The 15,479-nt window shown below is 71.7% G+C and carries 5 protein-coding genes; 4 read left to right on the forward strand and 1 reads right to left on the reverse strand.

Going from position 1 to position 15,479, the window contains the following annotated elements:
* Positions 1 to 4: 4 nt before the first annotated feature.
* Complete coding sequence (locus A5787_RS01670; protein ID WP_066960649.1) at positions 5 to 1,645, reverse strand: (2,3-dihydroxybenzoyl)adenylate synthase; 1,641 nt, start codon at positions 1,643 to 1,645, stop codon at positions 5 to 7.
* A 98-nt stretch (positions 1,646 to 1,743) separates the two neighbouring features.
* Here A5787_RS01670 and A5787_RS01675 point away from each other — a divergent pair, with 98 nt between their 5' ends.
* The 4 genes from A5787_RS01675 to A5787_RS01690 are packed head-to-tail and all read left to right on the forward strand — an operon-like array spanning position 1,744 to position 15,460.
* On the forward strand, positions 1,744 to 5,979 hold the full coding sequence (locus A5787_RS01675; protein ID WP_066960653.1) for a non-ribosomal peptide synthetase: 4,236 nt from the start codon (positions 1,744 to 1,746) through the stop codon (positions 5,977 to 5,979).
* Positions 5,969 to 7,282 carry a polyketide synthase gene (locus A5787_RS01680; RefSeq protein ID WP_066960656.1) on the forward strand — a complete coding sequence of 438 codons (1,314 nt, stop codon included), beginning with the start codon at positions 5,969 to 5,971 and terminating at the stop codon, positions 7,280 to 7,282. The genes A5787_RS01675 and A5787_RS01680 overlap by 11 nt, the downstream gene beginning before the upstream one ends.
* Entirely contained in the window at positions 7,282 to 10,284 is a 3,003-nt protein-coding gene (mbtD, locus tag A5787_RS01685) for a mycobactin polyketide synthase MbtD (RefSeq protein ID WP_066960659.1), read from the forward strand. Before A5787_RS01680 ends, mbtD begins: the two co-directional genes overlap by 1 nt.
* Positions 10,277 to 15,460 (forward strand): non-ribosomal peptide synthetase, encoded by a 5,184-nt coding sequence (locus tag A5787_RS01690; protein ID WP_066960662.1) that lies wholly within the window; start codon positions 10,277 to 10,279, stop codon positions 15,458 to 15,460. Before mbtD ends, A5787_RS01690 begins: the two co-directional genes overlap by 8 nt.
* Positions 15,461 to 15,479: the final 19 nt, after the last annotated feature.

The following is a 15,479-nucleotide window of genomic DNA, read 5'->3' on the forward strand; positions in this document are numbered from 1 at the left end:
CGCGCTAAGTCCCGCCGAAGCGGCGGGCGAGCGCCTTCTTGTCGACCTTGCCGATCGGCGTGGTGGGTAGCGCCGCCATCGCAACCAGCATGTCGGGCCGGGCATGGGCGGCCACCCCGCGCTCGTCGAGGTGCGCGTTCAGCTCGGCGAGGGTGACCGGCTTTCCAGCAAAAACGACTGCCGCACAGATCTTTTCGCCAAGATAGCGATCGGGTAGCCCCACCGCTGCCGCGGATCGGATCGCGGAATGGCTCAGCAGGTGCTCCTCGAGCTCCGCCGCCGCGACGGTTTCACCGCCACGGCAGATGACGTCCTTGACCCGGCCGGTGACCACCAGGTAGCCGTCGTCTCGGCGGCGGACCAGATCGCCGCTGCGGTAGAAGCCGTCGGGGTCGAAGCAGCGCTCGTTGTCGCGCTCGGCACGGAAGTAGCCGTTGATCGTGTACGGTCCGCGCACCAGCAGCTCGCCCTCGTCGCCTGGCGCCACCGGCTCGCCCGCCGCGTCGACGATGCGCAGTTCGTCGGCGGCGCACAGCGGCCGCCCCTGGGTGTTCTCGAGGAGGTCTGGCGGGTCGTCCGGGCGGGTGTAGTTCAGCAGGCCCTCCGCCATCCCGAACACCTGCTGCAGGCCCGGCGTCAGCGCGGCGCGCACCAGACGGGCGTCCGCCGGCTCCAGTCGTGCCCCGCCAACCTGCAGCAACCGCAACGATTTTGGCGTCACCGGCTCCCAGTCGCAGGCCTGCGCCCACAGCTTGGCCAGCGCCGGCACCAGGGCGGTGACCGTGACCCGGTGGCGCGCGATCGCGGCGAACGCGGCCTCCGGGCTGGGATCGGCGCCGAACACCGTCGTCGCTCCCACGGCCATGGCCCCCAGCAGACCGGGGCAGGCGAGGGGGAAGTTGTGGCCCGCGGGCAGCACCGCCAGGTAGACGTCGTCGGCGCGCAGGCGGCACACCTCGGCGCTGGCTTTCGCGTTGAAGAGGTAGTCCTCGTGGGTGCGGGGAATCAGCTTGGGGATGCCGGTGGTGCCGCCCGAAACCAGTAGCAGCGCAGGGGTTTCCGGGTCGGCCGGCGGTGCGGGAGACCTTTTGGCGCTTTCCTCGCACAGTTGCGTCCACGGGGTGAATTCCCCGGGGTCGCCGACGACGACGACGTGCCGCAGCGCGGGGTGATCGTCGACCAGGCCGCGCGCCATCGCCCGATAGTCGAAACCGCTTGCGGTGTCCGGGATTATGAGACCCGTCGCGTCGCTGACCGCGGCGAAGTGGGCCAGCTCGGCGCCCCGGTGGCCGGGCAGACACAGCACCGGGACCGCCCCCGCGCGCAGCAACCCGAACAGGGCGACCGCGAACGGGCAGCCGTTCGGCAGCTGCAACAGCACCCGGTCGCCCGGCGCGATGCCCAGCCGCCCCAGCCCCGCAGCGACGCGGGCGGCCCGCTCGTCGAGTTCGGCGTAGCTCAACCCGCCGTCCGACAGCCCGTCGACGACCGCGATGCGGTCGGGCCAGCGGAGTGCCGCGTCGGTCAGGACTGTGTCCAGCGCCCGTCCCGCCCAATAGCCCGCCGCCCGGTAGGACGCGGCCCGGTCGGCCGGGAACGGCACGAAGCCCTGCGGGCCCGGACGCCGCGGCATGTTCGGGGCCATCGGACTCCTTGGTTTGGGGGGTGGTAGCGGCCACGCAGGTATCGAGGATAGGGTAACCAACAACTTAGGGCAGCCTTTGCTAATTCTGGGAGGATTTCGTGGTGCGTGCCCCGGCGTGCTCGGAGGACATCCGCGCGGAGGTGGCCGCGCTGCTCGGCGTCCGCGCCGACGCCATCGACCCAGGCAGCAACCTGATCGGCCAGGGCCTGGACTCCATCCGGATGATGACGCTGGCCGGTCGCTGGCGCCGGGACGGCGTCGCCGTCGATTTCGCCGCGCTGGCCGCGGCTCCGACGATCGAGGCGTGGTCCGAGCTGGTCACCGCAGGCGCGCCGACGCCCCCCGCCGAGCTGGCGGTGCCGGTGGTCGACGCGACCGGGCACGCCGGCGACCCCTTCCCCCTCGCCCCGATGCAGCACGCGATGTGGGTCGGGCGTCAGGACAACCAGCAGCTCGGCGGGGTGGCTGGGCACCTCTACGTGGAGTTCGACGGCGGCCCGGTCGAGCCGGACCGCCTGCGCGCGGCGGCCACCCGGCTGGCGCAACGTCACCCGATGCTGCGGGTGCGGTTTCTGCCCGACGGCACGCAGCGCATCCCGGTGGACGAATGCGGCGACTTCCCCGTCGCGGTGGTCGACCTGCGCGACGACGTAGACGTCGAGCAGCGGCTCGCGGCCCTACGGGACGCCAAATCACACCAACAGCTCGACGGCGCGGTGTTCGAACTGACGTTGACGCTGCTGCCCGGCGATCGGTCCCGGTTGCACGTCGATCTGGACATGCAGGCCGCCGACGCGATGAGCTACCGCACCCTGATGGCCGACCTGGCCGCCCTCTATTCGGGCCGCGACCTCCCCGAATTGCGTTACAGCTATCGGGAATACCGGCAGGCGATCGCCCGGCAGGAGGCGCAACCGCGGCCGGATCGCGACGCCGACCGGGACTGGTGGGCACAACGCATCCCGCACCTGCCCGACCCGCCGGCACCGCCATCGACCGGCGGCCGGGACTCGCGCACCAGCACCAGACGCTGGCACTGGCTGGATCCGGCGACCCGCGATGCGCTGTTCGCCCGCGCCCGGGCCCGCGGCGTCACCCCGGCGATGGCGCTGGGCGCCGCGTTCGCCGACGCGCTGGCCCGCTGGTCCACCGCGCGATTCCTGCTGAACGTCCCCCTGTTCGGGCGCCAGGAGCTGCACCCCGACGTCGACCTCGTGGTCGGCGATTTCACCTCGTCGCTGCTGCTCGACATCGACTTGAGCGGGGCCGAGACCCCGGCGGCGCGCGCGCACGCCATGCAGGACGCCATGCGGACCGCCGCCGCCCATTCCGCCTACCCCGGGCTGTCGGTGCTGCGCGACCTCAGCCGCCAGCGCGGCACCCAGGTCCTGGCGCCGATGGTCTTCACCAGCGCGCTCGGTCTGGGGGAACTGTTCGGTGCCGACGTCACAACGCAATTCGGCACACCCGCCTGGATCATTTCCCAGGGTCCCCAGGTGCTGCTCGACGCGCAGGTCACCGAGTTCGACGGCGGCGTGCTGGTGAACTGGGACGTGCGCGACGGGGTCTTTGCGCCGGGCGTCATCGACGCCATGTTCGCCCACCACATCGACGAGCTGCTCCGGCTGGCCACCGCCGACGACGCCTGGGACGCGCCCGGCCCCCCGGCGCTGCCGGAGGCGCAGCGGGCGGTGCGCGAGGCGGCCAACGGCCACACCGCCGAGCCCAGCGGCGAGGCGCTGCACGACGGGTTCTTCCGCCGGGCCGAACGGCAACCCGACGCGCCCGCGGTCTTCGCGGGCTCGGGCGACCTCACCTATGCGCAACTGCGCGATCAGGCGCTGGCCGTGGCCGCCGCGTTGCGGGCGGCCGGGATCGGCGCCGGAGACACCGTCGCGGTGATGGGCCCGAAGACCGCCGAACAGGTGCCCGCGCTGCTCGGGATCCTGGCCGCCGGCGGGGTGTACCTGCCGATCGGCGTCGACCAGCCACACGACCGGGCGGAGCGCATCCTGAAAACCGGTGGGGTGCGCGCGGCGCTGGTGTGCGGCGGCCGGCCGCTTTCGTTGCCGGTGCCCGCGCTGGTGATCGCCGACCTGTTGCGCGGCGCACCGTCCGACATCCGGCCCGCTGCAACGGATCCCGATGCGCTCGCCTACGTGCTGTTCACCTCCGGGTCGACGGGCGAGCCCAAGGGCGTCGAGATGACGCACGACGCCGCGATGAACACGGTCGAATTCGTCACCCGCCACTTCGGGATCGGCGCCGCCGACCGATGCCTGGCGCTGTCGACGCTGGAATGCGACATGTCGGTGCTGGACGTCTTCGCCACGCTGCGCGCCGGTGGGGCGATCGTGGTGGTCGACGAGGCGCAGCGCCGCGACCCCGACGCCTGGGCCCGGCTGATCGACGGCCATCGGGTCACCGTGCTGAACTTCCTGCCCGGCTGGCTGGAGATGCTGGTCGAGGTCGGCCATGGGCGGCTGTCGTCGCTGCGGGTGGTACCCACCGGCGGTGACTGGGTGCGCCCGGGCCTGGCCCGCCGGCTGCGGGCGCAGGCGCCCGGCGTGCGGTTCGCCGGTCTCGGTGGCGCCACCGAAACGGCAGTCCACGCAACCATTTTCGAAGTCACCGAGGAGCTGCCCGACCACTGGACCGCGGTGCCCTACGGCAAGCCGTTTCCCAACATCGCTTGCCGGGTGGTCGGCGACGGGGGCGCGGACTGCCCCGACTGGGTGGCCGGCGAGCTCTGGGTGTCCGGGCGCGGCATCGCCCGCGGGTATCGTGGGCGCCCCGAGCTGACCGCCCAGCGCTTCGTCGCCCACGATGGCCGGATCTGGTACCGCACCGGCGATCTGGCTCGCTACTGGCGCGACGGCACCCTCGAGTTCGTCGGCCGCGCCGATCACCGGATCAAGGTCAGCGGGTATCGCGTCGAGCTCGGCGAGATCGAGGCCGCGCTGCGGCGGGTGCCCGGGGTGCGCGCGGCCGTGGCCGCGCTGGTGCCCGCGCCCGGCGGCGCCGAGGTGCTGGCCGCGCAGGTCTGCCTCGATGGGCTTGCGTCGGACGCCCGGTGGATGCGCGACGGCCTTGCCGATCTGGTTCCCGCCCACATGATTCCGGCGCACATCTCGGTGGTCGGGCGCATCCCCTTCACCGACGGCGGCAAGATCGACCGGCGCGCGGTCGCCGGGCTGCTGGCCGCGGCGGTGGCCGAGCGGTCGCGCGAGACCTCGGTGCCCTACCGGGCGCCGGCCACCCGTCTGCAACGAGCGCTGTGCCACATCGTCGCGGAGCTGCTGAACCGCGACGTCGACGCCGTGGGCGTGCACGACGACTTCTTTTCCCTCGGTGGCGACTCCGTGCTCGCGACCCAGGCCGTCGCCGGCATCCGGCAGTGGCTCGATTCGCCGAGCCTGATGGTCGCCGACATTTTCGCCGCCCGGACCGTCGCGACCCTGGCCCAGTTGCTCGTCGGGCGGGAAGCCGACGGCCGGCTGGAGCAGGTCGCCGACGTGTACCTGGAAATCGCGGACATGGCGAGTGTCGACGTGCTGTCCGCGCTTGACGAAATTCCGGCGAAGCCGACCGCGCCGGCGCCGCGGGAGTTCCAGCCCTGGGTGAAGCGGTTCACCGGTGCCGCCGCGCGCGGCTCGGTGGTCGTGTTCCCGCACGCCGGCGGTGCGGCCGCGGCCTACCGCTCGCTGGCCAAAGCGTTGTCGGCCAACGGCGTTGATGCCTTCGTGGTGCAGTACCCGCAGCGGGCGGACCGGCGCAATGACCCCGCGGCGGACAGCATCGGTGCGCTGGCGCGCGAGCTTTTCGAGGCCGGGGACTGGGCTTCGGCGGCTCCGCTGAGCCTGTTCGGGCATTGCATGGGGGCGGTGGTCGCCTTCGAGTTCGCCCGCGTCGCCGAAAGCAACGGAGTGCCGGTGCGCGCGCTGTGGGCGTCGGCCGGGCAGGCCCCGTCGACGGTCGCCGCGTACGGGCCCCTGCCGATTAGCGAAAGGGGCGTGCTGGCCGACATGGTGGATCTCGGCGGCACCGATCCGGCGCTGCTGGAGGATGAGGAATTCGTCGAACTCCTGGTGACGGCGGTGCAGGCCGACTACCGCGCCTTGAACGCCTACTCCTGCGGTCCGGACGTGCGCATCGGCGCCGACATCCATGCGGTCGGTGGCGACCGCGACCACCGGATCAGCCGGGGAACCTTGGCCAGCTGGCAAACCCACACATCCGGCCGATTCACGGTGTCGGAATTCGAGGGCGGGCACTTCTACCTCAACGATCACCTCGATGCGGTGGCCCGGCTGGTGAGCGCCGATGTCCGATAGCGACCCGGTCGTCATCGTCGGGTTGGCCTTCGAGGCGCCCGGTGGGATCGAAACCCCGGACGACTTCTGGGCGCTGCTCTCCGAGCAGCGGGAGGCCCTGGGACCGTTCCCCACCGATCGGGGCTGGGCGCTGCGCGAGCTGTTTGACGGGTCGCGGCGGGACGGGTTCAAGCCCATCCGCAACCTCGGTGGATTCCTGTCCGGCGCAACGGCCTTCGATCCGGAGTTCTTCGGCATCTCCCGGCGCGAAGCGACCGCCATGGACCCCCAGCAGCGGGTCGGCCTGCGGGTGGCGTGGCGCAGCGTGGAGAACAGCGGGATCAACCCCGACGACCTGGCCGGTCACGACGTGGGCTGCTACGTCGGCGCCTCCACGCTCGAGTACGGCCCTCCGCTCTCCGAATTCTCCCATCACAGCGGGCATTTGATCACCGGGACGTCGCTGGGCGTCATCTCGGGGCGCATCGCCTACACACTGGACCTGGCGGGTCCGGCGCTGACGATCGACACCGCGTGCTCGTCGGCGCTGGCGGCGTTCCATACCGCGGTGCAGGCTATCCGGGCCGGCGACTGCGACCTCGCGATCGCCGGCGCCGTGTGCGTGATGGGCAGCCCTGGCTATTTCGTTGAGTTCTCGAAGAAGCACGCGCTGTCCGACGACGGCCGCTGCCGGCCCTACAGCGCGCTCGCCAGCGGCACCGTCTGGGCCGAGGGTGCGGCCATGTTCGTGCTGCAGCGCCGGTCCAGGGCGGTGGCCGACGGGCGTCGCATCCTCGCCGAAGTGCGTGCCAGCTGCCTGAACTCGGACGGGCGCAGCGCCGGGCTGATGGCCCCCAGCGGCGACGCGCAGCTGCGGCTGTTCCGGCGCGCCCTTGCGCAGGCCGGTATCGAGCCCGTCGACGTCGGGATGATCGAGGGCCATGCCACCGGAACCCGGCTCGGCGACCGGACGGAGCTGTTGTCGATGGCGGCCAGTTACGGCACCGCGCCACCCGGACGCGGACCGCTCCTGGGATCGGTCAAGTCCAACATCGGGCACGCGCAGGCCGCGGCGGGGGCGTTGGGCCTGGCCAAGGTGATCCTGTCCGCCGAACACGCCGCGGTGCCGCCCACCCTGCACGTCGACGAGCCCAGCCGCGAAATAGATTGGGAGAGCCAGGGTTTGCGGTTGGCGGACAAGCTGACGCCCTGGCAGGCCGTCGATGGCTGGCGCACCGCGGCGGTGTCCGCGTTCGGGATGAGCGGCACGAACACCCATCTGATCGTCTCGATGCCCGACGCCGACGGGCGCGGGGTCGCCTGATGGCCGCCAGACGCCTGCCCGACGGGCGGATCCCGGTACTGCTCAGCGCCCACGCCGACGAACTCGTCCCCACGGACGCCCGGGCGATCGCCGACTATCTCGACCGCTTTCCGGAAACGACTGTGGCGCAGGTGGCCCGGCGGCTGCGCTCAACCCGACGGGTCCGCACGTTCCGCGCGGTGATCCGCGCCGCGCACCGGGCCGAGTTCGTCGAGGGGCTACGCGCGCTGGCCGACGAGCGGGAGCATCCGCTGGTCGCCAGGTCGGCGCTGACCGCGGCCCCCCGACAGGCGTTCGTGTTTCCCGGCCAGGGCGGCCACTGGCCGGGCATGGGCGCCGCCGCCTACCGGGCGCTCGACCACTACCGGGCCGCCGCCGACGGCTGCGTCGCGGCTTTCGAGGCCGCCGGCGTCGCGTCGCCGCTGCGCTACCTGACGGCCGGGGACGACCCGCAGACCTTTTCCGAGATCGAAGTCCAGGGAGCGCAATTCGTGCACGCCGTCGCCCTGGCCGAGGTGTGGCGCTCGTGCGGCGTGGTTCCCGACCTCACCATCGGGCAGAGCCTCGGCGAGGTCGCCGCGGCCGTCGTCGCCGGCAGCATCACGTTGCCCGACGCGGTCGCGGTGGTCGCGGCGCGCGCCGGTGTGGTCGACCGTCTTCCGGGTCGCTACGCGATGGCGACCCTGGGCGTCGGGGCCCGGGAGGCCGGGGCGCTGATCGCGGCCGCCGAAGGCTGGGTGGAGCTGTCGGTGGTCTACTCGGCCTCGACCGTCGCGGTCTCGGGAGATCGCGACGCGGTGCTGGCCGTCGTCGACGCCGTTCGCCGCAGCGGCGGCTTCGCCCGCGAGATCGCCGCGGGCTTTCCGGGGCACACCAGCGTGCTCGAGCGGCTGCGCGACGAATTCCGGCTGCGACTGCCCGCGTCGGAATTCGCCGAGGCCCCGGTGCAATTCATCGGCGGCGCCACCGGCGACGTGGTGGGTCCGGACGCACGGTTCGGCGAGTACTGGTATGCGAACCTGCGCAACACGGTGCGGCTGGACCGCGCATTCGAGGCGGCAATCCGTTGTGGCGCGGGCTCGTTCATCGAGCTGTCGGCGCATCCCGCGCTGCTGTTCTCGATCGGACAGATCTTCGAGGCCCGCGAGGACCCGGCGGTGCTGGTCGGGTCGGCGCACCGGGATGAGCCGTTGGCCGACACGCTGTCGGCGAATATCGTCACCGCGGCGGTGGCCGACCCCGGCTACGGCTGGGGCGATTATCTGGACGGCGGCGAGGTGGGTTTGCGCGGCTTTCCGGGCGCGCCGATGCGCGCGATTCCGATGTGGGCGCACCCGGAACCGCTCGAGACATTGGCGGGGCCGCCCGGCCTCACCGTTGCGGTCGAGCACTGGGAACCGGCGTCGGCGCGGCCCGCGCCCGCCGCGGGCCGGCCCGCGCGTCTCGCGCTGGTCGGCGCCGACCAAGGCCCACTGGCCCGGTCGCTGCGCGCGGCGATCGAGTCCCACCCGGGGGCCACTCTCGCCGCGCCGCCGGCTGCCGAGGTCGTCGTGGCGATCGCCCCCACGCTCGACGGGGCCGACGCCGCCGCGGCCGCCGAGACCCTCACGGCACTGATCGGCTCCGGTCAGCTCGACTATGCGCGCGCGCTCGGTCCCCACTGCCACACCGTTTGTCTGGTCACGGTGGGCGCCGAGCGGGTAGGCGATCGCGACACGCCGCCCTCACCCGGCCAGGCGGCGCTGGCCGCGCTGCACCGTAGCATCGGATTCGATTATCCCGAGCGCAGTTTCACCCACCTGGACCTGGCGCCGGGGGAGCTGACGCCGGTCGCCGGTCACACCGCCGTGGCAGGTTTGCTGTCCGGTTGCGGCGAAACCGCGCTGCGCGACTCCGAAAGCGGATACGCGTTGTTCGAGCGCTCGTTTCGCGATGGGCCCGTCCCCGCGCAATGGCCACTGGTCCCCGGAGTGCTCGACGACGTGGTGATCACCGGCGGGTCCGGGGCCCTCGGCCTGCATTACGCCCGCGATCTCGCCGAGCGCGGCGCGCGGCGCATCATCCTGCTGAGCCGCCGACCCGCGGATCCCGAACTGCTGACGACCCTGGTGGCGGGCTACGGCACCGAGCTCGCGTCGCCGCCCTGCGACATCACCGACCCGGCCCAATTGTCGCTCGTCGCGGCGGAATACGGCGGCGCCGGTGCGTCGCTGATCGTCCACGCCGCGGGCAGCGCCGCGTTCGGCACGGTACACGAGCTGGGGGCCGACGCCGCCGCGGACACCTTCGCCGCCAAGGTCCGCGGTCTCGCCCATCTGGTCGAGGTGTGGCCGGTGCGCGCCGACGCGCGAATGCTGTTGTGTTCGTCGGTGTCCGGGGTGTGGGGCGGGCGCGGACACGCGGCGTACTCGGCGGCCAACCGGCTGCTGGACGTGATCGCCGGCCAGCTGCGCGATGCGGGGAGGCATTGCGTCGCGGTGAGATGGGGCCTATGGCAGGGATCGACCGAATCGGGCCGGAGCATCGCGGATTCGGCCGGGCTCGCCGACATCGAGCGGTCCGGGCTGCGCCCCATGGCGCCGCGCGAGGCGATCGAGGCGAGCCTACGCGAGTGGCGCGAGGACCCGCTCGTGTTCGCGGCGGACGCGTCCCGGCTGCGGATGTTCCTGGACGGCACGAGGTCCGGGCCGCCCGGCCCTACGGACGCCGTCGCTGGCGAACATGACGAGGTGTCGGTGCCCGACGCGGTGCGTAGCCAGCTGGCGGCCGTGCTCGGAATCGAGCGACCCGCCGAGCTGAACCTCGCCGAATCGCTCTTCGATCTGGGCGTCGACTCGATGCTGGCGCTCGATCTGCGCAAACGCCTCACACGAATGATCGGCCGGACCGTGTCCCTGGCCACGCTGATGGGCGAAATCACCGGCGACGAACTCGTCGAACAGCTCGGGGACACCGCCGAGCGCCTCGAAACAACAGAGAAAGTGGACATTTCGCGTGACTGACATCGCCGACACCGGCGCCCGGCTCGATGCGGCCAGACTGGAACTGCTTCGGCGCAGGCTCGCCGAACGCGGTCTCGCCGGCGACGCCGGGGAACCTCGTCCCGCCGCCGACGATCAGCTCTCCGACGGTCAGGCGCGCATGTGGTTCGTGCAATCGGCCGACCCCAGCGGCGCGCTGCTCAACGTCTGCGTCTCGTACCGGATCACCGGCGAGCTCGACCCCGCCCGGCTGCGTGACGCCGTCAACGCCGTATCCCGCCGCCATCGCATCCTGCGCACCACCTACGCCGTCGGCGACCAGGGCGACCCGCGGGCCGTGGTGCACGATGATCTCCGCCCGGGGTGGGCCGAACACGACCTGACCGACCTGTCGGAGCACGCACGCCGGCTTCGCCTCGAAGTGCTTGCCCAGCGCGAGTTTTCCGCGGCCTTCGATCTTTCCAGCGACGCGCCGTTGCGGATCACCGTCGTGCGCACGGCGGCCACCGAACACGTGCTGCTGTTGGTGGCCCACCACATCGCGTGGGACGACGGCTCCTGGAGGGTGTTCTTCTCCGATCTCACCAGCGCGTACCAGGGCAACCACCTCGAGCCCCACCGCCCGCCCGCCGCATCCGGACCGGATACCAGCGAGGCCGACCTCGACTACTGGCGCGCCGTCATGGCCGATCCGCCGGAGCCACTGGAACTTCCCGGCCCCGCCGGAACCGCCGTGCCGACCACCTGGCGCGCCGCCCGCACGACGCTGCGGCTGTCCGCCGACACCACCCGGCTGGTGTCCGCGACGGCGCGGGACACCGGCTGCACCCCATACATGGTGCTGCTGGCCGCCTTCGGCGCGCTGGTGCACCGCTACACCCACTGCGACGACTTCCTCGTCGCCGCACCGGTACTCAATCGAGGCGCCGGAACCGACGATGCCATCGGGTATTTCGGCAACACGGTGGCGATGCGGCTGCGGCCGCGCCCGACAATGAGATTCCGCGAGCTGCTGGCGTCGACGCGAGACGCCGCCACCGGGGCGTTCGCCCATCAGCGGGTCAACCTCGACCGCGTGGTGCGCGAACTGATTCCCGATCGCCGCCACGGCGCCGAACGAATGACCCGGCTGTCCTTCGGATTCCGCGAACCCGACGGTGGGGGTTTCCGCCCGCCCGGCATCGCATGCGAGCGCTACGACCTGCGCAGCAACCTCACTCAGTTACCCCTGGGGTTCATGGTCGAATTCGACAGCACCGGTGCGCTGGTCGAGGCCGAGCACCTGTGGGAGATCCTGGACCCCGCACTGGTGAGACAGCTGCTGGATCACTTCGCCGTGCTGCTCGACGACGCCCTGGCCCAACCGGACAAGCCGTTGGCCCGGTTGGCCCTGCTGGGCGGCGCCGACGCCGACTGGCTGCGCGCGGTGTCGCGCGGTGAGGCGTTCGACACCCCGCCGAGGACCCTCGCCGACCTGGTGTCCGAGCAGGCCGCGCGCACTCCCGATGCCGCCGCGGTGGTATACGAGGGCCGCCGGCTCACCTACCGGGCCGTCAACGAGGCGGCAAACCGCCTGGCGCACTGGCTGATCGGGCAGGGCATCGGTAGCGAGGACCGGGTCGCCGTGCTGCTGGACAAGTCGCCGGACCTGGTCGTCACCGCGCTGGGCATCGCCAAGTCCGGTGCGGTGTATGTGCCCGTCGACCCCACCTACCCGCGAGATCGGCTGGAATTCATCCTCGACGACTGCGACGCGACGCTGGTGCTGCGGGAACCGGTGGGTGACTTGGCCGGCTATCGCGCCGACGATCCGACCGACGCCGATCGGGTCCGGCCGCTGCGGCCGGACAACACCGCCTACCTGATCTACACGTCGGGCACCACCGGGTTGCCCAAAGGCGTCGCGGTGCCGCATCGGCCCGTCGCCGAATACTTCGTCTGGTTCAAGGGGGAGTACGGGGTCGACCACACCGACCGGCTGTTGCAGGTCGCCTCCCCAAGCTTCGATGTGTCGATCGCCGAGATCTTCGGCACGCTGGCCTGCGGCGCGCGGATGGTGATCCCGCGCCCAGGGGGACTCGGTGACATCGGTTATCTCACCGCCTTGTTGCGCGACGAGGGCATCACCGCAATGCATTTCGTGCCGTCGCTGCTGGGCCTGTTCCTGTCGCTGCCGGGCGTCAACCAGTGGCGGACGTTGCGGCGGGTGCCGATCGGCGGCGAGCCGCTGCCGGGCGAGGTGGCCGACAAGTTCCACGCCACCTTCGACGCGCTGTTGCACAACTTCTACGGCCCGACCGAAACCGTGATCAACGCCAGCCGCTACCTGGTGGAGGGACCGCAGGGCACCCGCATCGTGCCCATCGGCAAGCCCAAGATCAATACCACGATGTACCTGCTCGACGATTCGCTGCAACCGGTGCCGGTGGGCGTGATCGGCGAGATTTACCTTGGCGGAACGCATCTGGCGCACGGATACCATCGCCGCTCCCGGCTCACCGCCGAGCGGTTCGTCGCCGACCCGTTCAACCCCGGGGCCAGGATGTATCGATCGGGAGACCTGGCGCGCCGCAACGCCGACGGCGATGTCGAGTTCGTGGGCCGCGCCGACGAACAGGTCAAGATCCGCGGTTTCCGGATCGAACTGGGGGACGTGGCCGCGGCCATCTCGGTCGATCCCACGGTCGGACAGGCCGTGGTGGTGGTCAGCTACCTGCCGCGGCTGGGCAAGAGCCTGGTGGGTTACGTGACCCCGGCGACCGGCGACGACGGGAATTGCGGGGTCGACCTCGACCGCATCCGGGCCCGGGTGGCGGCGGCGCTGCCGGAATACATGGTGCCGGCGGCATACGTTGTGCTCGAAGAGATTCCGATCACCGCGCACGGCAAGATCGACCGCGCCGCGCTCCCCGAACCGCAGGTCGGTTCCGGCGGCGCGTTCCGCGCACCGGACACGGCCACCGAACGCGGCGTCGCCCGGCTGTTCGCCGAGCTGCTCGGCCGGGAGCGGGTCGGTGCCGACGACTCGTTCTTCGACCTGGGCGGCCATTCCCTGCTCGCCACCAAATTGGTCGCCGCGGTGCGCAACACGTTCGGAGTCGAACTCGGCGTGCGCGAGATCTTCGAACTGGCAACGGTAGCCAGGATCGCCGAACAGATCGACACGCGGGACCCGGAATCGGCGAGGCCGCGTTTGGTGCCCGCACCACACGACGGTCCGGTGCCGCTGTCGTCATCGCAGCTGCGAAGCTGGGCCACCTACCGGTTCGACGGGCCCAATGCCGTCAACAACATTCCGTTCGCCGCGGCATTGCGTGGCCCGTGCGACACCGCGGCGCTGGCGGCGGCCATCACCGACGTCGTGGCGCGGCACGAGATCTTGCGCACCACCTACCGCGAAATCGACGGTGTCCCATACCAGATCATCCACCCGCCCGCCGAGGTGCCGGTGCGGCGCGCCGCCGGACCCGACGAGCGCTGGCTGCGGGCCGAACTGGACGACGAGCGGCGGTATGTCTTCGACCTGGAGGGCGACCTGCCGATTCGGGCCGCGGTGCTCAGCGTTCCCGGCCAGCACGTGTTGTCGTTGGTGGTGCATCACATCGCCGGTGACCACTGGTCGGCGGGGGTGCTGTTCACCGATCTGCTGACCGCCTACCGGGCCCGCCGCGGCGGGGAGAGCCCGTCATGGGAGCCGCTGCCCGTGCAGTACGCGGACTACGGCAGGTGGCAGGCGGCGCTGTTGGACGACAGCGCGGGCATCGCCGGCCCGCAGCGCGATTATTGGGTCCGCCAACTCGAGGGGATGCCGGCCGAAACCGGTCTGCGCCCGGACTTCCCGCGCCCGCCCTCGCTCAGCGGCGCCGGCGACGCCGTCGAGTTCAGCCTCGGGTCGCAGACCCGCGACAGGGTGACGGCGCTGAGCCGCGACCTCGGCATCACCGAGTTCATGTTGCTGCAAGCCGCCGTCGCGGTCGTGCTGCACAAGGCCGGCGGGAGCCCGGACGTCCCCATCGGCACCCCGGTGGCCGGTCGCGACGAAGCCGGGCTCGATCGGCTGATCGGGTTCTTCGTCAACATCCTGGTGTTGCGCAACGACCTTCGCGGAGATCCGACTCTGCGCGAGGTGCTGCTGCGGACCCGGGAGATGGCGCTGGCCGCATACTCGCACCAGGACCTGCCGTTCGACCGAGTGGTCGACGCGGTCAGCCCGGTCCGGTCGCTGTCACGCAATCCGCTGTTCGACGTGGTGGTGCACGTTCGTGACCGGTTGCCGCACGACAACGTCATCGGCAGCGGCCCGGCCGGTGACACCACGTTCAGCGCGCTGGAGCCGACCTTCGACGTCGCACACGCCGACATGTCGGTCAACTTCTTCGCCGCCGAACACGGCTACCGCGGGCACATCATTTTCCGCCCCGAGCTCTATCAACGCGACACCGCGCGCCGGTTCGCCGGGTGGCTGGTCCGCGTCGTCGAGGCGTTCGCCCACCGCCCCGATCAACGGCTGCACGAGGTCGAGATCGCCGGCGCGCGAGAGCGACAACGCATTCTGGACCGGTCCAACGCGGGCGCCGGCGCGGCGCGGGTATACCTACTGGACGCGTGGCTGAACCCGGTCCCGGCCGGCGTGGTGGGCGACGTCTACTACGGCGGCGGCCCGGCCGTCCTCGCCCGGTTGGCGAGCCCATCGCTGACCGCGACCCGCTTGGTCGCCGATCCGTTTGCCGCGCAGCCCGGTTCGAGGCTGTACCGCACCGGTGAGCGCGCCGTGTGGAGCGACGACGGCCTACTCGAGCTGGTGGCCGGCGCGGCGACGCCGGGACCATCGGCACCGGCCGCGCCCGTCACCGGCCCGGCCGAACCGCCCGTGACCGCGACCGAGCGCGCGCTGGCGACGATCTTCTCCGATGTGCTCGGCGCCGGGGTGGTCGGTCGCCACGACGAATTCTTCAACCTCGGCGGCGACAGCATTCTCGCCGTGCGGGTGGCCGCACGGGCCCGCGACGCCGGACTGCCGCTGACGCCGCGGATGGTGTTCGAACATCCCGTGCTGCACGAGCTCGCGGAAGCGCTTGGCGCCAAGTCGGACGCCGAAACCGGCTCGCACGACACGCATCACGCGCCGATGAGCACGTCGGGGCTGTCGGCCGACGAACTGGCGGCCCTCACTTCGTCGTGGGGTAGTCAGCCGTGACCCGAGCCGAACAGAGACC

This window comes from Mycobacterium sp. 852002-50816_SCH5313054-b, from assembly GCF_001667185.1.
GTDB lineage: Bacteria > Actinomycetota > Actinomycetes > Mycobacteriales > Mycobacteriaceae > Mycobacterium.

What these genes read in the sequence shown, in the direction of transcription:
- A5787_RS01670 (WP_066960649.1), bottom strand. Translation starts at nt 1,645, where the DNA reads ATGGCCCCGAACATGCCGCGGCGTCCGGGCCCGCAGGGCTTCGTGCCG.
- A5787_RS01680 (WP_066960656.1), top strand. Translation starts at nt 5,969, where the DNA reads ATGTCCGATAGCGACCCGGTCGTCATCGTCGGGTTGGCCTTCGAGGCG.
- mbtD (WP_066960659.1), top strand. Translation starts at nt 7,282, where the DNA reads ATGGCCGCCAGACGCCTGCCCGACGGGCGGATCCCGGTACTGCTCAGC.